At 55.6% G+C, this 19,935-nt stretch carries 20 protein-coding genes; 14 read left to right on the top strand and 6 right to left on the bottom strand.

All coding sequences use genetic code 11. The features are described from left to right. The first annotated feature begins 113 nt into the window (after nt 1–113). The 3 genes from GX108_08050 (at nt 114) to folD (ending at nt 4,279) form a co-directional block, all read left to right on the top strand. Nucleotides 114–1,583 (top strand): pyridoxal-phosphate dependent enzyme, encoded by a 1,470-nt coding sequence (locus tag GX108_08050; GenBank protein NLO56982.1) that lies wholly within the window; start codon nt 114–116, stop codon nt 1,581–1,583. 132 nt (nt 1,584–1,715) lie between these two features. Beyond that, complete coding sequence (locus GX108_08045; protein ID NLO56981.1) at nt 1,716–3,383, top strand: formate--tetrahydrofolate ligase; 1,668 nt, start codon at nt 1,716–1,718, stop codon at nt 3,381–3,383. A gap of 32 nt (nt 3,384–3,415) precedes the next feature. Then, nucleotides 3,416–4,279: a bifunctional methylenetetrahydrofolate dehydrogenase/methenyltetrahydrofolate cyclohydrolase FolD gene (gene folD / locus GX108_08040; GenBank protein ID NLO56980.1), complete on the top strand. Its 864-nt coding sequence runs from the start codon at nt 3,416–3,418 to the stop codon at nt 4,277–4,279. Nucleotides 4,280–4,328: 49 nt separating this feature from the next. Here folD and GX108_08035 read toward each other — a convergent pair whose 3' ends face one another. The 3 genes from GX108_08035 to GX108_08025 form a co-directional block, all read right to left on the bottom strand. Further along, nucleotides 4,329–4,772: a MarR family transcriptional regulator gene (locus tag GX108_08035; protein ID NLO56979.1), complete on the bottom strand. Its 444-nt coding sequence runs from the start codon at nt 4,770–4,772 to the stop codon at nt 4,329–4,331. 3 nt (nt 4,773–4,775) lie between these two features. Further along, complete coding sequence (locus GX108_08030; GenBank protein ID NLO56978.1) at nt 4,776–6,143, bottom strand: MATE family efflux transporter; 1,368 nt, start codon at nt 6,141–6,143, stop codon at nt 4,776–4,778. Between the two features lie 187 nt (nt 6,144–6,330). Next, entirely contained in the window at nt 6,331–7,095 is a 765-nt protein-coding gene (locus GX108_08025) for a hypothetical protein (protein NLO56977.1), read from the bottom strand. Nucleotides 7,096–7,323: 228 nt separating this feature from the next. Here GX108_08025 and GX108_08020 point away from each other — a divergent pair, with 228 nt between their 5' ends. Then, complete coding sequence (locus tag GX108_08020) at nt 7,324–8,520, top strand: pyridoxal phosphate-dependent aminotransferase (protein ID NLO56976.1); 1,197 nt, start codon at nt 7,324–7,326, stop codon at nt 8,518–8,520. Between the two features lie 38 nt (nt 8,521–8,558). Here the strand turns inward: GX108_08020 and GX108_08015 are convergent, their stop codons facing one another. Next, nucleotides 8,559–9,323, bottom strand: a complete 765-nt coding sequence (locus tag GX108_08015; protein NLO56975.1) for an RNA polymerase subunit sigma — start codon at nt 9,321–9,323, stop codon at nt 8,559–8,561. 177 nt (nt 9,324–9,500) lie between these two features. Here GX108_08015 and GX108_08010 point away from each other — a divergent pair, with 177 nt between their 5' ends. The 8 genes from GX108_08010 to GX108_07975 all read left to right on the top strand — a co-directional run bounded on the left by GX108_08010 (nt 9,501) and on the right by GX108_07975 (nt 16,244). After that, nucleotides 9,501–10,868 (top strand): purine/pyrimidine permease, encoded by a 1,368-nt coding sequence (locus GX108_08010; GenBank protein NLO56974.1) that lies wholly within the window; start codon nt 9,501–9,503, stop codon nt 10,866–10,868. Between the two features lie 200 nt (nt 10,869–11,068). Next, entirely contained in the window at nt 11,069–11,443 is a 375-nt protein-coding gene (locus tag GX108_08005) for a desulfoferrodoxin (GenBank protein ID NLO56973.1), read from the top strand. Between the two features lie 135 nt (nt 11,444–11,578). Further along, nucleotides 11,579–12,106, top strand: coding sequence for a flavin reductase (locus tag GX108_08000; GenBank protein ID NLO56972.1), 528 nt, complete (start codon nt 11,579–11,581; stop codon nt 12,104–12,106). A gap of 78 nt (nt 12,107–12,184) precedes the next feature. Then, nucleotides 12,185–13,036 carry a TIGR02757 family protein gene (locus tag GX108_07995; protein ID NLO56971.1) on the top strand — a complete coding sequence of 284 codons (852 nt, stop codon included), beginning with the start codon at nt 12,185–12,187 and terminating at the stop codon, nt 13,034–13,036. Between the two features lie 24 nt (nt 13,037–13,060). Further along, nucleotides 13,061–13,729: a hypothetical protein gene (locus GX108_07990; GenBank protein ID NLO56970.1), complete on the top strand. Its 669-nt coding sequence runs from the start codon at nt 13,061–13,063 to the stop codon at nt 13,727–13,729. Continuing rightward, nucleotides 13,723–14,292 (top strand): manganese efflux pump, encoded by a 570-nt coding sequence (locus tag GX108_07985; protein NLO56969.1) that lies wholly within the window; start codon nt 13,723–13,725, stop codon nt 14,290–14,292. The genes GX108_07990 and GX108_07985 overlap by 7 nt, the downstream gene beginning before the upstream one ends. 129 nt (nt 14,293–14,421) lie before the next feature. Continuing rightward, on the top strand, nt 14,422–15,276 hold the full coding sequence (gene panB, locus GX108_07980) for a 3-methyl-2-oxobutanoate hydroxymethyltransferase (protein ID NLO56968.1): 855 nt from the start codon (nt 14,422–14,424) through the stop codon (nt 15,274–15,276). Nucleotides 15,277–15,449: 173 nt separating this feature from the next. Further along, nucleotides 15,450–16,244: a ParA family protein gene (locus tag GX108_07975; protein ID NLO56967.1), complete on the top strand. Its 795-nt coding sequence runs from the start codon at nt 15,450–15,452 to the stop codon at nt 16,242–16,244. A gap of 70 nt (nt 16,245–16,314) precedes the next feature. Here GX108_07975 and GX108_07970 read toward each other — a convergent pair whose 3' ends face one another. Then, nucleotides 16,315–16,632 carry a DUF4282 domain-containing protein gene (locus tag GX108_07970; protein NLO56966.1) on the bottom strand — a complete coding sequence of 106 codons (318 nt, stop codon included), beginning with the start codon at nt 16,630–16,632 and terminating at the stop codon, nt 16,315–16,317. A gap of 314 nt (nt 16,633–16,946) precedes the next feature. Between GX108_07970 and GX108_07965 the strand changes: the two genes are divergently transcribed. Together GX108_07965 and GX108_07960 are read left to right on the top strand one after the other, a co-directional pair. Further along, entirely contained in the window at nt 16,947–17,825 is an 879-nt protein-coding gene (locus GX108_07965) for a MurR/RpiR family transcriptional regulator (protein ID NLO56965.1), read from the top strand. 26 nt (nt 17,826–17,851) lie between these two features. Then, entirely contained in the window at nt 17,852–18,835 is a 984-nt protein-coding gene (locus GX108_07960; protein ID NLO56964.1) for an ornithine cyclodeaminase family protein, read from the top strand. 62 nt (nt 18,836–18,897) lie between these two features. Here GX108_07960 and GX108_07955 read toward each other — a convergent pair whose 3' ends face one another. Beyond that, complete coding sequence (locus tag GX108_07955) at nt 18,898–19,617, bottom strand: DNA alkylation repair protein (protein NLO56963.1); 720 nt, start codon at nt 19,615–19,617, stop codon at nt 18,898–18,900. Nucleotides 19,618–19,935 lie beyond the last annotated feature (318 nt).

Genomic DNA, 19,935 nt, shown 5'->3' with positions numbered 1-19,935 from the left:
TGTAATGGAACAGACTTGAAAAGAAAAGTAATCAATGCGAACGGAGGATTCCCCTTATTTTAGAACCCTATTCGCTCCAGGGATTCAAAGATTGCTGGGAAGGAGATAAGGAAATGATAGATCTTACAATGAATGAGGAGCGACTCAAGAGGACCGTGGAAAGGGCCAGACAGAGGAACATCATTATTCCGACCTTTGAGCAGATGAAGAACCCGTATAAAGTCCCGGCGAAGATCAGGGAAAAATTGAAAGACGTCGGTCTCTGGGATATAGACCCCGCGAACCTCTTCAGGATTACTTGGAAAAACGATCCAGTCTCGAAGGGCGGACTTTATGGGGAAGTGAACTTCCTGGAACTACCTAGGGAGATCACTGGCACCGAAGCCCGAATAGTAGCACTCCTAGGAAAATGGTTCCCAACAGGATCCCATAAAGTTGGACCATCCTTAGGGTGCCTGGTGCCCAGGCTTGTGACAGGGCAGTTCGATCCAACAATGCAGAAGGCGATTTGGCCGTCGACTGGTAACTTTTGCCGGGGCGGGGCTTATAATTCGCAACTTCTGGCATGCGAGTCGATCGCTATTCTCCCGGAGGGTATGAGCCGGGAGAGGTTCGACTGGCTTAAAAGAGTGGCGGGAGAGGTCATCGCAACGCCGGGGAGTGAAAGCAACGTAAAAGAAATTTTCGATAAGACCTGGGAGCTCAGGCGGACACGGGATAACGTGGTGGTTTTTAACCAGTTCGAGGAGTTCGGGAACTATCTCTGGCATTACCAGGTTACAGGTTTGGCTATAGAAGAGGCTTTTCGCCACCTGGCGAAGCCGGGAGATCGCTTTTTCGGGGTGGCGCTTACCTCGGGTTCAGCAGGTACACTGGCCGCAGGGGATTATATTAAGAAGGTCTTTCCAACATCGAAGATCGTTGTCGGGGAAGCACTGCAATGTCCGGCACTGTCTATGAACGGCCATGGTTCTCACCGGATAGAAGGTATCGGCGATAACCTTGTCCCTTGGATTCACAATGTAAGGAATACCGATATGATTGTTGACGTAGATGATGCCGACAGCATGACTTTGATACGACTGTTCAACGAGTCCGCGGGCTGGGAATACCTGAGATCCCGGCAGGTTCCTCAGAATCTGATTGAGCAGCTGCCCCTCTTGGGTATTTCCGGTTCGGCTAACCTAATTGTCGCCATTAAGATGGCAAAATATTTCGAGCTGACAGCAAAAGATGTGATCTTCACAGTTTTCACCGATTCGATGGAGCTCTACGGATCACGACTCGAAGAGATGCGGAGGGAGTATGGGGATTACGACTTAACCGATGCTGCCGTAGATTACCATAAAAGCATTCTTGGGCTGGGAATAGACTGGGTTAAAGAGTTGTCCTACTACGATAGAAAAACAATTCATAATCTCAAATATTTTACCTGGATAGAGCAGCAGGGCAAAGACTTGGAAGAGCTGGATGCCCAATGGTACGAAGCGGACAAATATTGGGGGAGCATACCCCCACTCGCGGACCGAATCGATGAGATGATCAGGGCCTTCAACCGCCGGACGGGCCTTTTAGGATCTTGAGGGTTTTAGGCCATGGGGTGCCGGGGACAGCTTCTTTCTGGTAAAATTACCCCGGGCCGATACTGATTGCCATCAAGTAGCTGATTTTTCCCAAAGGGGGAGGTTTTGAAAAGAATGTCGAATACAAATAGTATCCCATCGGACATCGAGATTGCCCAGAGGACCAGGATCAAGCCCATCGTGGAGGTGGCCTCGTCCATTGGTATTGGCGAGGATGAACTCGAATACTACGGTCCCTATAAGGCCAAGCTCAGCAGGGGACTATGGGAGAGAATAAAAAGCAGACCCGATGGAAAGCTCATTCTCGTGACGGCTATTACCCCGACCCCCGCGGGCGAGGGCAAGACGACCATGACGGTTGGCCTGGGGCAGGGGCTTTCGGAGATAGGCAAGAAGGTAATGATAGCTTTGAGAGAACCCAGCCTGGGTCCGAGTTTCGGGGTCAAGGGCGGCGCGGCAGGGGGTGGTCACTCTCAGGTTCTCCCTATGGAAGATATTAACCTTCACTTCACGGGAGATATCCACGCCGTAACAACGGCCCACAACCTGATATCTGCCATGGTCGACAACCACCTCCAGCAGGGTAACGACCTGGGGATCGATCCGCGCAGGGTCGTCTGGAGGCGCGTAATGGACCTCAACGAACGGGCCCTCAGGAACGTGGTCATCGGCCTCGGGGGAAAACCCCACGGTGTCCCCAGGGAAAGTGGATTTGACATAACCGCCGCTTCGGAACTTATGGCGATACTGTGCCTTTCCTCGGACCTGATGGACCTCAAGGAACGGGTGGGAAGGATAATCCTTGGCTATACCTACGACAACAAGGTGGTCAGGGCGGGCGACCTCGGGGTCGCGGGAGCCGTGGCAGTACTGATGAAGGATGCCATCAAGCCCAACCTTGTCCAGACCCTTGAAGGAGTCCCTGCCTTTGTTCACGGCGGTCCCTTTGGCAATATCGCCCACGGTTGCAACAGCATCCAGGCCACCAGGCATGGTCTCAAACTGGTCGACTACGTCGTGACCGAGGCCGGATTCGGTGCCGAATTGGGCGCCGAAAAGTTCTTTGACATCAAGTGCCGGATGGCCGGCCTGAGGCCCGATGCGGTGGTGCTGGTGGCCACGGTGAGGGCGCTCAAGATGCACGGCGGAGTTCCTAAGGGCGAGCTCTCCAGGGAGGATGTGACCGCTCTTAAGCTGGGCCTTCCCAACCTTGAAAAGCATATAGAGAACGTCAAGTCCTTCGGCCTGCCGGTGGTGGTGGCGTTGAACCGATTCCCAGCGGACTCCGTCCCGGAACTCGACGCCGTCCGGGAAAGATGCAAGGCCCTCGGGGCGTCTTTCTCCCTTTCCGAGGCTTGGGCCAAGGGCGGCAAGGGTGCCGTCGACCTGGCGGAAAAGGTCGTCGAGGTCTGCTCAAAGAGCAACGACTTCCACTACCTCTACGAAGCCGAAGCTTCCCCCAGGGAGAAGATTGAGACCATAGCGCGGCAGCTTTACGGAGCCGGGGACGTGCAGTACACCGACTCGGCCGTGAGGGACCTTGCCGCCATACACGAAATGGGGCTTGATCATCTGCTTGTATGCATGGCCAAAACCCAGGCCTCCCTTTCGGATGACCCGGCGAGAATTGGCCGGCCCGACGGCTTCACCCTGACCGTCCGGGAGGTCCGTATATCGTCGGGGGCCGGGTTCCTCGTGGCCCTGACCGGAAGCATCATGACCATGCCGGGATTGCCGAAAAAACCCGCCACCGTCGATATTGACATCGATGCCGAGGGAAAAATAACGGGGCTCTTCTAGCGCATACCTTGGTAGAGGGAGGTCATCGGTTTATGGACCAGGCTAAGGTGCTCGATGGCAGAGAAGCTGCCGGCGAGTTAAGGGCATCCATAGGCGCGCGCGTCGACGGCCTGCTTAAAGAAGGCCGTAAGCCACCGGGTCTCGCGGTAGTCCTGATCGGCGAAGATGCCGCCTCGAAGGTTTATGCGGGTCAAAAGGAAAAAGCGTGCCGGGGAGTGGGCTTCAGATTCTTTCTACATGACATGCCGGCTTCGACGGACACGGTCGCTCTGGCGGGCCTACTGGAGAGGCTCAGCGAGGATCCGGATGTACACGGGATACTCGTCGAGCTTACCGTCCCAAGGCACATCGATTGGGCAAAGGCGGTCATGTCCATGGGTGCAGAAAAGGACGTCGACGGGGCTCATCCGCTGAACCTGGGACGCCTGGTTATGGGCTTGGAGACGGTCGTGCCGTGCACGCCTCGGGGTGCCATGTATCTCCTGAAGAAGCACGGCATCGACCCGGCTGGAAAGAGGGCGGTGGTTATCGGGAGGAGCAACATCGTGGGAAAACCTATTGCGCAGCTCCTGCTGGCGGCCGATGCCACCGTGACGGTGTGCCACAGCAGGACCGCCGAACTGCAGAACATCACCAGGGAGGCCGACATCATCGTCGCCGCGATCGGTAAGCCGGAATTTCTTAAGGCTTCCATGGTCAAACCCCGGTGCGTCGTCGTTGACGTGGGAATAAACCAGACGGAGAGGGGCCTCGTAGGGGATGTGGATTACCAAGCAGTATCCCCGGTTGCCTCCTGGATCACGCCAGTTCCTGGCGGCATCGGCCCTATGACTACGGCCATGCTGCTTTCGAACACGCTGGAAAGGTATCTCGACCTGGAAGGGATTCAGGTGTGAATCTCTGCCTGTACGAAGGTCCCGGCACCGTCGCACCATTGGGGTGGGGTTACTTCTCGGCCTCGGGGGATCTCCTGAGACTCACGGCGTTGTCGGCCAGGCGTTGAAGCATCTCCAGGGCCATCTCCAGCTCCTCCTCGGAAAAACCCTTGGCCAGGGCCAGGTGACAATCCTTCCTCGCCTCCAACACCTTGGGAAGCACTTCGCTGCCTTTTTCCGTGGGGTTAAGTAGGTAGCGCCTCCTGTCGGCGAGGTCCCGGCTGCGGGTTATGTAACCCCCATTCTCAAGCTGTTTCACAGCCCTCGCAGTGGTAGTCTTGTCCATGAGTAACTTCTCGCTCACCTCTTCCTGGGTGAGCCCCGGGAAAAGGGCTATTTCCACCAGGAAGCGCCTAGGGCCATGGCCGATATCGCTGTCGCGGAAAAGCCTGTCCATGTGCGAGCAGAGGTTCCTGTGGATTATGGATATCGACTTGCTCAGGGACCCTTCCATGATCTACCGGGCTCCCTCCGTCGCAAGGTCCAGCGACCTAAGGTCTTTCGTCGCGGGCAGCAGCAGGAAAACGGTGAGGATAAAGGAGAGGATGTCCGCCACCGAAAAGGAGAGCCAGATCCCGGTGATCCCCATCAAGCGAGGCATGATCGCAAGAAGGGGAAGGAAAAACAGGATCGGTCGGGCCGAGTTGACCAGGAAGGCCGGAAGGGCTTTCCCGAGGGCCTGGAAGAAGCTGCCGCCCACCCTGTTGTAACCTACGGAAAATGTTCCGGCCACCATGAGCCTCATCGCGGGGATCCCCGCTTCGAGGAGAGCCCTGTCGGAGGTGAAGATCTTCAATGTCGGGCCCGGGAAGATCAAAAGCGCCGTTGTTATCGCCGAACAAAGGGCCAGGGCCATGAAATTGGAGGTCTTTACGGCCTCCAGGGCCCTGCCGTATTTCCTGGCCCCGTAGTTGAAGCCCGTGATGGGCAGCATTCCCTGGGCGATCCCCATGGCGGGCATGGCCGAATACATGATCACCCTGTTGTTGATCCCGAAAACCGCGACAGCGATATTCCCCCCATAGGCCCCCAGCAGTTGGTTGATCCAGCCATAGACGAAGCTGGACGAAACCCTCTGCAAGAAGGTGGGGAAACCGACGATGATGATCTCCTTCAGGATTCCAAGGCGGGGAGCTAGGTGCCTCGCCCTTATCGAGATAAAACTTCTGCCGGAGCGGTAGAACCAGGTGACCCAGACGATGACGAAGACCCTGGAGAGGACCGTCGCCACGGCCGCTCCGCGGATGCCCAATCCTAAGGTGAAGATGAAGATTGGGTCCAGGATGATGTTCGCGATGGCGCCGACCAGCATGGACCCCATGGCTGTGCGGGCCGCGCCCTCGGATCGTATGATATTGTTCATCGACATGGTGAAGAGCGTGAGCGGGCTGCCGATGAATATTACCCCCATATACTCCGCCGCGTAGGGCATTATTTCCTCCGACGCGCCGAAGAGGCGAAGAATGGGCCTGAGAAAAGCACTACCTAAAAAAACCAGGAGAAAGCCGAAAAAAAGTATCCCCAACAGGTTATTGCCGAAAGCCCGATGGGCTTTTTCGTAATCTCTGGCCCCGAAGCTCCGGGAGATGATGGAAGCTGTCCCTACGCCCAGCATGAGACCGATGCCGCCGATCATCATCTGGATGGGGAAGGCCACCGATAGCCCCGCGATCCCCATCGAACCAACTCCATGGCCTATATAAATAGTGTCAACCACGTTGTACAGGCCGTTTACGAACATGGCCACCATGGCCGGAAGGGAGAGTTTCCAAATCAAACCCCCGATGGGCTCGTTGGCCATCATGCTTTCCCTGTTGTATTCCAAGACGCACCTCCGTTGCGATCGATCCAAACTTGGGAATTATAGATCAAAATTGTTGTATCTGCAACTTTTTAGTGACTTTCGTGATTTTTTTGACGCCTTAACGTGGTTTTTCTCCGGGAAAATTTTCTAATTTTCGCAGCCTACCACAAGGCGGTATCCGGCGGAGTATTCTTGGGATTGTTCGCTGTCAATTTCCAAATATCCACCAGAGGTAGTCGTCCCTGGGCTCGATAACCCAGTAGATTCTCCCCCGGTCACGGTCCCACGCATAGGGTCCTCCCGGGGCGGGTTGTCCGACCGAGTTGAGAAACTGCATATCCCGCGACCGCGCCCATGTTTCGGTGACCGCTGACCTTACGGGATGGGCGAAGGGGAGCCTCCCCAGGATCTTGGCCTTTGGCCACCCTCCCGAAGGCGGCATTCTCGTGCCCTCTTCCAGCTTTTCCACCACCCATAGGTATTCTTCCGGGGCCGTCCTCAGGGCAATAAACGCTGCCCTAGATGAGCTTCTGAGGTCTTGTAGAAGGTCTTGGGCTATCCAGGGAACGCCGGGCTCATCTAACTCCAGCAGGGCCATGACGGTAAAGTATATCGCGTCAAAAGCCGCGAGGGGTTTCGGCATCAATGGCCGGGGCCAGAAACCCGTGACGCTATCCCAGCGGGCCGGGTCGCCGCCGGGGAACAGCATTCCGATCAGCTTAAGGCCGTTGGCGGCCCTTTGTTTTGGCGGCAGATCCGGGTCCTTTATGGAGCCCAGCAGATCTAAGTTCTCGGAATCCCAGGCTTGTTCGAGAAGCGTTGATCTCAGGGCTACAGCCTCCGGACGGGCTGCGTCCCTGCTCGCGTACAACTCCACCAGTTCTTCGAAACTCCTGGCGGCCTCCGCCCGGTCCGAAAGAACAGGCAGACTGACCAGCACTGCCAGGAACAGGAAAATAATCGCCTTTTTCATTTAATCCACCCCCGATGGTCTTTTTCGTGTGCCCTGTCACAACTCTATTTTAACCCCCTTTCGCGTCTTTCGAGAGAAGGGAACTAACAGTGACTCCTGTTGTATTATTGGTTAGACCTCGGTGCCAGCGGTCCTCTTTTGGAGCGATCGAATTATAAGGACGAAGGCCGGCCGTGGGTTCGAAAATCTTCTTTCCAAGACTGGGAAGACCTAGGGGAGGTTCGAGCGGTGACGGATGGTGTGATCGGTTTGAATGGCCCTGCGTTCGATGGTGTCATAGAAAGGAGGGAGACCGACAGCCTCAAATGGGACGGGATGGAAGGACGTTTCGGTCCTGTTCCCGGAGATGCCCTGCCCATGTGGGTGGCGGATATGGATTTTCTTTCCCCGCAGGAGGTCGTCAAGGCCATCCAACGGAGGGCTCTTCACGGAGTGTACGGCTACGTACAGGCTCCCTCGGGGGTCTTTCGGGCTGTATCGGACTGGCTCCTCGCTACCCATGGCTGGGAAACGGATTCCTCCTGGGTCGTGTCCTGTTCTGGAGTCATGCCCGCCATTGGCGCTGCCATCAGGGCTTTTTCCGATCCCGGCGACGGAGTGGTCATCCAGCCCCCGGTCTATCCACCCTTTTTCAGGATCGTGAGGGACAATGGCAGGGAAGTGGTGGAAAACCCCCTCATCAACGAGGAGGGTTATTACAGAATGAACCTTGAAGGCCTGGAGAACCTGCTCAAAGACAGGAAAAATCGCATCCTGCTCCTTTGCAGTCCCCATAACCCTGTGGGAAGGGTGTGGACAAGGGAAGAACTGGAGCGGGTCTGCCGGTTGTGCCAGGAAACGGAAACACTCTTGGTATCCGACGAGATCCACGCCGACCTTGTTTTCGAACCCTCTGTCCACGTTCCTGCTGCCACCGTTGCACCGGATTTGGCCGATCGTGTCATAACCTGTATTAGTCCCAGCAAAACCTTCAACATCCCGGGCCTTCAGACGGCCTACACGATCATAAACGACGGGGCTCTGCGAGAGGGTTTCCAGGCATCCCTGAGGGCAACCGGCATTGGGGCCCATAACATCTTTGGCCTAGTCGCTGCCGAAACGGCCTACCGCCACGGTGACCACTGGCTTAAGTCCGCACTTCGTTACATGAGGGAAAATATAGGCCGAGCCATAGCCTTCTTCCAAAGAGAGATGCCCTGGGTAAAGGTGCACGCCCCCGAGGGGACCTACCTCCTATGGTTGGATATGTCCGCCTCGGGACTCGCCCCCGAAGCCGTGACGGAGAGGCTCATATGTAAAGGAAGGGTAGTGCTGGATCCTGGATACTGGTTCGGAACCCAGGGTAGCGGCTGGCAACGGCTTAACATAGCCTGCCCCAGGAGCCTTCTCGAAGAAGGTTTGAGGAGGATAAGGGATTCCTTTTAAGATCCCCGGTAGCCGACGAGAAAAAGGATCGCACGAGGTCAGCCCGATGCTCTTACTTTACCGACGGCCCGGAAGAAGGTGTCGATATCCTCTTCGACGAGGAGGTCGATCCGCTCGGGGGGAAGATAATGGAGGGCGATCTCTCCCTTGTTCACGACCACGATATTCCCCCCGGACAACGCGGGGAGAAGAGCTGCTGGTGTGACGTTGAGCGACGATCCCACCACGAAGAAGAGGTCAGCCTCCCTGGCCAGCTCGTTGCTCTCCTCCAGATGCTTTACCATCTCGCCGAAGAAGACGATATCGGGCTTTATCACGCCGCCACACGAATCGCACCGAGGTACGTCGCTGGCGAAGGTCATCGCCACGCTTTCGTTGTAACCCCAAGTCCGGCCGCAGGAGGTGCAGAAGCTGGACCAGACCCCCCCGTGAAACTCCATCACTCTGGACGAACCTGCCCTCTGGTGAAGGGAATCGATGTTCTGGGTTATGATCCCCAAGAGTTTTCCCTCCTTTTCCAGGGAAGCGAAAAACCGGTGAGCGAAGGTCGGCTCTATCTTCTCCAGGGATTCCAGGAATTCCCGGTGGAATCGGTAGAAAAAGGAAGGGTCCCTCTTGAACCAATCGATATCGAAAATCCTCTCCGGGTCGACTCCCAGTTTTCTCCGGTAAATCCCGCCGGGCCCCCGAAAATCCGGCAACCCGGCGCTCGTGGACATGCCCGCGCCGCTTAGCAGGACAATCCGGTTTGACCTTTCGATCAAATCGGAGCAAAAAGAAGCGGCACTCCTGAGGGTGTTCATAGGCAAGCCTCCAATCTGTCTTTCTTTGCCAGTAATAGGATAACCCCTTCCACTGAAACCCGGAAACCTCGAAACCCTGGAAGGGGCAAGGATCTTGATTTTATATGCAACCGGTTACATAAAATGCTACAATGCACGCCGGAGTCTTGGACATTATCAGGGAGGTGTTCGAAAATTATGGCCAGGAAGAACATCGTTTATGGAGTAAATGACAAACCCCCCGCGCCGATCATGGTCCTGGCGGGGTTACAGCATGTTTTAACCCTTTTTGGTGCGACCACCCTTGTCCCTCTTATTTTCGGGCCGGCCATGGGTATGTCTTCGTCCCAGATAGCCTTTTTCATCTCCTGTGTCTATTTCGCTATGGGGTTTGCCACGCTCATCCAGACCCATCCCAGGTTAGGTTCCGGCCTACCTATCGTCCAGGGTTCCAGCTTCAGCTTTATCCCTCCGATAATGACTATTATCGGGGCCTACAGCGGTTTCGGCCCCAACGTAGTCATGCAGTACATCGGCGGGGCGCTGATATCGGGAGGCCTGATCCTCGCCGGGTTGGGTTACAGTCGCCTTGTGGGCTATGTACGCAGGATAATCACCCCTATCGTGATAGGTCCAACGATCATGGCCATAGGATTTTCTCTCGCGTCAACGGCAATACAATATAACGCCGCCAACTACTGGCCTGTTTCACTTATAGTTGTAGCCTGCGTCTTCATCTTCAGCCTAATGAGCCGCAATCGGTTCATGAACATCTTTGCTGTCCTGGCCTCGATATCGATCGCATACCTGGTATGCCTCTTCGGCAGCCTCGCGGGTCTTTTCCCTGCCGGGCACGCCGCCTATGTGAGCCTTGAGGAAGTGAGACTGGCACCCTGGTTCAGGTTCAACCTGTTTATGCCCTGGGGCCCACCCAGGTTCAGTTTCCTGGCCTTCGGCGCCATAATCGCCGGCTTTTTCGCCGTGATGATAGAATCCATCGGTGATTACCACTCCTGCTCCTACGCTTCCGGTCTTAAGGACCCTGACGCTGAAACGATCAGCCGGGGAATCGGGGCGGAAGGATTGGGATGCGTAATGGCCGGTTTTTTGGGAGCCGTGGGGACCACGTCCTACACGGAGAACGTGGGGTTGATCGGGTTGACCGGCGTTGCATCACGATGGGTGGTTCGGACAGGTGCGGTGATGCTCATCGTCATGGGAATGATCGGAAAACTGGGAGCCCTGATTGCGACGATGCCGAGTCCGGTCATCGGCGGCGCCTACATCGCCCTCTTCGGCATTATAGGGGCACTGGGCATACAGGTCCTCATGAGGGCCGATATGGGCAGCCAACGCAACGTCCTGATCGTGGGGTTTGCGTTCCTGATGGCCCTGGGCCTTCCGGGTTGGACCGAAGGCCAGCAGGAGGCCTTCTTTGCCCTGGGGATCCCCGGACAGATGATCTGGGCCATTCTCAAGACCCCCATGGCGGTCGCAGGGATCTGTGCTGCCTTCTGGGACAGCATCGTCCCTGGCACACCTGAGGAACGCGGCATAAGAACGTGACCGATTCGTCCACGGTGACAAGTCCATCGCAGGGCCCCCTCCAAGGGGGCCTTTTCCGTTGACAAAAGGGCGTAGGGGTGCAAGTATAGCCGGGAAAATTTTAAAGATTTCAAAAGAGCGTAGTCAATAAAGGGTTGTGGCTGAAGGAAGTGGTAAAATAAGGCGCAAGACAGAAAAACCATAATGGAGGTGCAGCCAGAATGGCGAAGCAACTGGACATCTTCAAGTGTGAACTCTGTGGAAATGTTGTCGAACTACTGCACGTCGGTAAGGGTGAACTGGTTTGCTGTGGACAGCCCATGATGCTGATGGAGGAGCAGACCGCCGACTTTACCACCGAGAAGCACGTTCCCGTCATCGAAAAGAAGGACGGGGGTCTCCTGGTCAAGGTCGGAAGTATTCCCCATCCAATGATCGAAAAGCATTACATAGAATGGATCCAGGTGATCATCGATGGGAAAAACTGCAAGCAATTTCTGAAACCGGGCGACGCCCCAGAGGCTTTCTTCGCCGAGGACGGGGAGAGCGTTTCGGCCAGGGAATACTGCAATATCCACGGACTCTGGAAAAGTTAAAAGAGGACTCCGGGGAGGACTCACGTCCTCCCCGGTTGATCGAGATTGGTCCTTGTTCCACTTCTTCGTGAAAGGGCGTTTTCCTGGGTTCCTGGTGCCACGTAGCCGAACCGAGAGTAAAGGAGGTCGGTCTTCATGGAGGCCGCGATCGACAAGAGGGCACTCCACGCCCTTTCCTACGGGCTCTATATTGTCAGTTCGATAAAGGGCGACAAGTTCAATGGCCAGATCGCCAACGCTGTTCTGCAGGTCACTGCGGATCCCATCGCCGTAGCGGCCTGCCTGCACAGGGAAAATCTGACCACCGAATGTGTCAGGGACTCCGGGGTTTTCAGCGTCTCGGTCCTCGGGGAGGATGCTCCCATGACCTTCATTGGCAATTTTGGTTTCAAGTGCGGCCGGGATTTCAACAAGTTTGAAAGTTGCTCTTTCGAAACGGGCCAGACGGGAGTCCCCCTTGTACTCGAGCATTCCATCGCCGTTATCGAGGCCAGGGTCGTAAAGGAGATGGAGATTTTCACCCACGTCATGTTCTTCGGCGAGGTGTTGTCGTCTCGCCGGCTTGGTGAAGGACGGCCTCTCACCTATGCCCACTACCGTGAGGTCAAAAAGGGAAAGTCGCCCAGGAATGCACCGACTTTCATCCTGAACGAGATTCCTTGAAGCGATGAATTCTGCCCCGGGGTGTCTCGTGACCAAGAAACCTTTGGCCCTTGGCAACCGCGGTTCGGGAGGCCTGTCGTGAAAAACCCTGTGCCCGGGCTTTCGCCCCGGAGGATCGCCTTCCTGGCCGAGCAGTTCGAGGTTTTGTATCAGCGCTACAACAGGCTCGAGTACGTTGAACCAGATCCCGTCTCGGCGGTGAGAGGCTTTCCCGACCCCCTTGATAGGGAGGTTGCGGGGGTCGTCGCGTCAAGTTTGGCCTACGGCAGGGCCTCCCAGATTGTTAAAAGCGCGCGGAGAGTCCTGGATAAAATGCGGGGCAGCCCCCGAGATTTTCTTCTCGAATCGGATGACGGGACGTTAGGGGAGGTTTGCCATGGTTTTCGCCACCGTTTCACCGATTCTCGTGACCTCTTTGACCTCCTTTTCTCAATAAGGAAAGCCCTCAGGGAATGGGGTTCCCTCGAGAACCTTTTCACCTCGGGGGTTCACGATTCCCCCGAGAAGTCCCTGGGAGGGCTTCGCGCGCTCTACGGGGCGCTTCGATCCTTTTCGGCCGGGAGGAATAACACCCTTCTCCCGGACCTTGCCCTTGGAAGCGCTTGCAAGAGGTATCATCTTTTCCTCAAGTGGATGGTCAGGCGGGATTCCATTGACCCCGGTGGTTGGAAATGCATTGGCCCGGTGGACCTCATGATCCCCCTCGATACCCATATGCACAGGATTTGCGCCGACCTGGGACTCGTCGCAAGGAAAAGTGCCGACCAGCGGGCCGTAATCGAAGCGACCCGCGCATTCAGAATGATCTGTCCCGAGGATCCTACCAAGTATGATTTTACCTTGACCCGTTTCGGTATCAGGGGCGACCTGGAAATGAAAAACCTCATGGACACCCTGCTAAGACCCCGGTCGGGGTATAATCCTCGGTGAGAATCATGGAGGAAGATTTAACCGATGGGCATACTTCCCTATTGGGATCAGAACATGGATTTGGACATAGCACCCTGGACACCTTATGCGAAGGACTTCAACCCCGTTTCGGTCAACCTTCTTCACAGCGACCAACTGGGAAAGATCGCATCTCTCGCCCTGGGAATGGACAGTGAGCTTCTTTTCGTGGAGAGCACTGAAACGGGACAAGTTGGACCGCTATTTCGAGAAAATCTTTTGATCCCGGGACGCCGCCATCACTATGACGGGGGTTTCTCGTTGATTTTCGGCTATTCCGCCATGATGGAGGCCCTGTTAGGCTTATTCGCCCAGGTATTCCCGGGGGTGAGCGCCGGGCTGGCAGTTTGCGGTGTCTGGGACAGGTTCATGCTCGTGGACGAGTGCAAGGTCATCGTCTTGGTCGGGGATAGCCTTCTCCTCAACGAAAGTAAGTGTTTCCTGGCCCTGCAGGAGATAATGGCTGCCACCGCCACGGATAACGGTTCCAGCTCTTTCTTTGCCGAACAGTTCGGCTACAGGCGCTTCTCGATCCCTTTCGAGACCGATGATATCACCAGCCTTGCGATTTCCAAGATACTCTTTGACTTCGAACTGGATGCCACCCACGCTCTTTTGGGACCTCCCCCCGAGGTATCACTCCCGGATATTTTCAGGGAGCGCGAACAATGGTAGAACCGTTTGTTTCTGCCTTTCTCGGCCTCAGCCTTGCCATGGACGCCTTGGCCGTCTCCATAGCCATAGTGATTTGTACCCCTTTCCACTTTTCTGCTGCGCCGGTTATTCGGGTCTCGGGGATCTTCGGACTCTTCCAGGCCCTCATGCCCCTGTTGGGTTGGGTGGCTGTCAGAAAGGTCCTATCCATGCCTAACGGGGCGAGTCAATGGATTGCCTTCGGTCTCCTGGCCTTCGTGGGCGGCAAAATGGTGTTGGAAGGGCTGAAGCAAAGGGAAGAATGTTTTTATACTGCAGCTGACCCCACCAAGGGCCTTCCGCTAATTCTCCTCGCCGTAGGAACAAGTCTGGATGCACTGGTTGCGGGGGTGGGTTTCGCACCTCTAGGCCTTGCTCCCTTCTTTACCTCTTCTGTTATCGGTATTTTGACTTTCGGTATCGTCGCTGTCGGCATGAGTCTTGCCAACCGGATCGGGAGAAGGGCCGGGGGTAAGGCGACGGTAATGGGAGGCTTGATCCTTATCGCCATCGGGATCAAGATCCTTTTTCCCCACGGGGGGTGAGGACAACGGTCGTAGGGAGACCACTCCGGGAAGGGACGAGGGTTTCACTTTTGAATATATTGTCGAAGAGAGCCTTGGATACCACCCTGTTGAGGGGCGAATAATACTTTTTGAGGAGGATCTTTACCGATGGCCAAGAAAAAAGGAAGACTCGAGTTTATCCAGATGAAGCAGGCCGGGGACCTTGCTGCATGGATCACCGCCTACGATTTTCCGACCGCTTCCTTTGCCGAGGCGGCCGGGATGGACATGATCCTTGTCGGTGATTCCCTGGGCATGGTGGTACTCGGTTATGAAGGCACCGTACCGGTCACGATGGAAGACTGCATCCGCCACAGCCAGGCTGTTCGAAGGGGGGCGCCCAATACCTTCTGCATAGGGGACATGCCCTTCCTCAGCTACCAGGTGAGCGACGAAGACGCCGTACTCAACGCCGGCCGTTTCCTCAAGGAGGCTGACATGGACGCCGTTAAGCTGGAAGGGGGCAGGCGCGTAACGGGACGCATCAGGGCGATCACCGACGCGGGCATCCAGGTCATGGGTCACATCGGCCTTACACCCCAGAGCTCTGGACAGCTGGGAGGATTCAAGGCCCAGGGTCGCGATCCGGAAAGCGCCCGGGAACTCATCAAGGACGCTCTAGCCGTTCAGGAGGCGGGTGCCTATGCGCTGCTCCTTGAGGCTGTTCCACCGGAACTTACCGAGTACATCTGGAAGAAGCTGGACATTCCCGTTTACTCCATCGGTGCCGGGGCCCCCTGCGATGGTCAGCTCATCATCTGCGGTGACATGCTTGGTCTGTTCCAGGCCTTCACACCGAAGTTTGTCAAGAAATACGCCGACGTCGCCGAGATAGAGATCGCCGCTTTTAAGGAATACATCAGTGATGTGAAGCAAGGTGTTTTCCCCGCCGACGAGCATGTTTATCACATCCTCAAGGGTAGGGAAGAGGACTTCGCCAAGATGCTCAAGGAGTTCGAATAATCTTTCAAAAAAATTTTGAAGGGTCTGGACCGGGGGGCTTGCCCCCCGGTTTTTTTCTTCCGGGGTTGACTCTTTTATCGCAAGATAATATTTTGAAATCACCGGCGTTGATCCCCCCAGATGGCAACGCCGCGGAGTGACCCACGGAGATGCAAAAAAGGAGGAGACAGCCCATGGCCGGTTCGGGAAATGAGAAAGTAATCCTCTCCCTGGTCAACAACAAGGGTGGCGTAGGAAAAACCACTACGGCGGTGAACCTTTCAGCCCAACTCGCCAGGGACGGGAAGAAAGTCCTCCTGGTGGACCTCGATGGCCAGGGTTCGGCCTCCCGCTCCCTTGGCCTGGAAAGGGAGGACCTCCATCCGGGAACGGCCGAAGCCATGCTGGAAGGACTTCCCATCGAAGAGGCGGTCAAGGGCTCCTACATTCCGGGACTCGACCTCCTTGCCGGGTCCATGGACTTAGTCTCCACCGACGTCTTCCTGGCTGACGTGGAGGATAGGGAGTTCATTCTCCGCTCTATTCTGTGGCCGGCCGCGGACGAGTATGATTTTATCGTCATTGATTGCCCCACGTCGCTGGGACTCCTGACGGTCAACGCCCTGACTTCGTCGGATTACCTGATCCTCCCTGTGACACCCGATTACCTCGGCTTCGAGGGACTTCTCAACCTGATGGAAGCCGTGGAAAGGACCAGGGAAGGGATCGGCGAGGCAGCGGAAGTGCTAGGTATAGTCGTGACCCTGGCCGATTACCGTGTCAGGGTGACCAGGGATATCGGTGGAATGATAAGGGACAGGTTCGGAAGGCTTGTTTTCAACACTGAGATCAGGATCAATGTGAAACTGAAGGAGGCCCCCTCCCGCGGCAAATCGATCTTCGATCACGACAACGGTTCTACGGGCGCCGATGCTTACAGGCGGTTCTGCCGCGAAGTGGTCAACCGGATAAGGCAGGACAGAGCCTGACGCGGTTCCTGGCGGGAAACAAGACAGGTCTCCCGTGGATTCCCGGTTTGAGGACAGCTCAACCGGCGGGTCAGTTCGCGAGGTACTCCAGGGTCTGGCTGATCTGGAGACAGGCGATAAAATATTCGCAGACCACCCTCCAGATCATCTCCAGGACGACTACGGCCAGGGCAAACAAAAGCCAGGCCCTCGGGTCCTTCCCCGTCTTCTCCACCAATGCTGAAAAGAATCGTGCTGACTGGGGATATCGTGAGCGGACCCTCCGCAAAACGAGCCAGGCCAGAAAGGGCATAACGAAAGCTCCAATAAAGTAAAGGACCTTTATCACCGCTGGGCCTACGAGCCAATCGAAGTTGAGGTAACCGATGATAGCGCCCAAGCCGATCATCCTCCTTCCGAAGGTGCGCTTCCGTTCATTTTACTTCAACTCCGCCGAATGTCCCCCCCCTACGACTACGCGGGGACCGCCCTCCACATATACCCCATCGAAAAAAGAAAACCTCTCTCCGTGAGGGGCATCTGTGCAGTCATCCTCGGGAAATAGGAAGCCTCTTCGGAGAAGAAGAGAGTGCCCGTTGTCTCCCGTAAGAATTCGAGTGGCAGGCATTGGTTGCCTCGCGAATAAATTTAGGTGAGAGCATTGACAACGAGGGTCCTGTTCGTAATATCGAAATGAAGAAAATTTTTCATGAGAGGTTAGAATTGAAAAAAGAAGAACGCTTTTCCGCTCTGGACAGGATTGCGGCCCTCTCGAACACCCTGACCGGACAGCAGATGGCCCTGGCTCGTTATATTTATCAGAATCCGGAAAAATCAGCCTTCTTTAATTCCGTTCAGCTCTCGGAGGTGGCAAGGGTCAGCACACCCACGGTGGTCAGGCTCGCCGTAAAACTGGGTTTCAAGGGATTCCAGGAAGCACTCCGTGATACGGTACGCTCCCAGATTCGGTCCATCGATCGTTACATGGGAGAACCCGGGGACGAAGAGGAGCCCCTTTTCCAGAGGGTCCTTTCGCTCGAATTCCATGTCCTGGGTGAGATGAAAAGGCGCCTCAAAGAAGAAAGCGTGCAAAAAGCGGTGGATCTCCTGTCAAATAAACGGAAGATCTTCATCGCCGGGTTCCTGGCGAACATCTGTCTCGCCGAGTATATGGCCTACTTCCTTGGCATACTGAGGGAAGGCGTCCTCCTTCTGACACGGGTCGAGGAAAGCCTCTTCAGGCAGCTTCAGAAGACGGGTTCCGAGGACGCGGCAATAATCTATAGCTTTCCCCGCTACCCCGTGACAACGCAGAAGCTTGCCCAATACCTGAGGGACAAGGGCGTCCCGATTATAGGTGTCACCGACTCGGCCCTCTCCCCGCTGGCCGCCTTTTCCGACATACTGCTGGAGGCTCCCATGAAGTTCCTCTCTTTCATCGACCCCTGCGCGGGGGCCTTCGCGCTCAACCACTGCCTGTTGACGGCTTTTTACTTCAGGTATCCTAAAAAGATGCGAGAGACCCTGTTGAGGTTTGAAGAGTATTCTAAAAGCCAGAACCTGTTCCTGATGGAAGATATCGACATCGTCGATCTTGTTTAAACCAAACTTGAGGAGGAGAGATATCCATGGAAGTGATGCTGCTATCCCGAAAAGAGATCGAATCGCTTCAGATCCCGGTGACCGAGATCATGGACGTGGTGGAAAAGGGCTTCGTCCTGAAGGGAAAAGAAAAGATGGAGATGCCCGCCAAGATCGGCATCCACCCGCGAAAGGACTGCTTCATCCACGCCATGCCCTGCTACGTGGGAGGGGCCGCCGACGTGGCAGGCATCAAGTGGGTTTCGGGATATCCCTTGAACCAGCCCAAGGGGTTACCCTACATAACCGGGGTCATGTGCCTCAACGACCCCGAGACAGGTTTTGTGAAAGTCATCATGGACGCCAACTGGATCACCGCCTGGAGGACCGGGGCCGCGACAGGCGTTTGCGCAAGGCACATGGCCGACCCCGATTCGCAGGTACTGGCCGTGATTGGGCTCGGGGTGCAGGGAAGGACGAATACGGCGGCATTGGCCGCGGCTCTTCCCAGGCTGGAAAAGGTTAAAATATACGACAACCACGCCGAGCAGGTTCCTCGATTCACTGAGCAGGTGAAGGAAGATTTGAAAGGTATTGAGATACTTCCCTGCGGAACTGTTGAGGAGGCTGTGGGGGAGGCCGATGTGGTAGTCACCTGCACTCCCATTGTTACCGATCCCCAGAGGTTCGTGAAATCCGAGTGGTTAAAGAAGGACATGCTGGCGGTGTCGGTAGACTACGATTCCGCTTTTGAAGCCGATGTAATGTCCGGGGCTTCCGCCTTCGTGTGCGATGACCTGAATCAGTACCTCTGGACCCAGGAGCAGGGCGACTACTTTCAGAAAGGTTATCCCACAGAGAAACAGATCCTGGGAGACATGGGTCATATATGTGCCGGCACGCGAAAGGCGGAACTGAAGGGACGTCGCGGCGCCGTTCTGATGGGGATTGCCAGTCATGATGTCCTGACGGCGAACCTGATCCAGGAAAAGGCCCTGGCCAGGGGCTTGGGCCACTTGGTAGAGCTATAGAGTATCTGACAGTCCAGGTGAGCGGCGATGACGCCGCCCACCTGGCCAAAATGGATATCCCGTTAGTTCCTGTCCATAATCCTCCTTCGCAACTCCGGCGGCATCTTTTCAATACCGTATCTCAAGGCGGTTCTGGGCATGATATTCTTTCTGCTCATCATGTATTCGTAAATTTCCTGCCGATGGGATTCACTGGCGGCCTTCAATAGCCACCCGTAACCCTTCTGGACCATATCGTCGGCATCGCAAAGCAGTGTTTCCACGATAGCCAGGACCTCCTCCAGGAATCTACCGCGGCGGGAGGGGATTACCAGGGAAACGGCGGCCCCGCGCCTTAGCCACCTGTTCGGCGAAGTCGCCCATTCTTTTTCCAGGATTCCGATATTTTCCGGGTACTTTTCCAGGAGCATTGCGACGCTGTGGTTGCAGAAAGTGTCACAGGATGCCCAGTTAGTTACAAAGGATTCTATCCAGCGCTGAAACAGCCTGATATCCGCTTTATCGAATTCCTTCGACCTGGATTCGGTTAAATGACATGCGATGAACGTCTCCTCCAGGAAACCTTCACTCCAGAGCAGTTCGCAGAGCTCAAAAACATGCCCTTTGCTTTGCCCGGAAATTTCCTTTAAAATAATTCTAGTGTAGGCTCTTACCCTCGCGGCTTTTATCCCATGGCATTTGATCTCTTCCTTGAAGAATCTCCTGCTTGAAAGCCGAAGGGCGTCGTCTCCCATGGCTAACAGGTCATCCGTGATCCTTCGCGCAGTCTTTTTCGCTTCCATTCCATTTCCTCCCGATCTTCGTATAGTCGAGTGAGCGTAAAGGGGATGGTCTTTTCTTGCACGCTTCCCGTCATTATCCTATGCTGCGCACCCGCCCAGCCAGGATGTACAAGGTCCGGTCCATTTATTCAGGCCCGTTGCGGTGTGCCTCTTATCCTGCGTGGTTTTTCTTTACTGGCTTATAATAATCTCAGAGTTGCTCCCAAGGGAGGAGGGCGCTTTTCTTGATAGACCTTCACTACGGGAGGCAAGCCTTCGATTTCGACTGCGGCGCCACGGCTCTTCAGACCGTTATGGCCTATTACGGGGTCGAGGTCC

The organism is Thermovirga sp., from assembly GCA_012523215.1.
In the GTDB taxonomy this organism is placed as follows: Bacteria; Synergistota; Synergistia; order Synergistales; family Thermovirgaceae; genus 58-81.
Note: the sequence above shows the minus strand (reverse complement) of the source record. Positions and strands in the feature narration are given on the sequence as shown.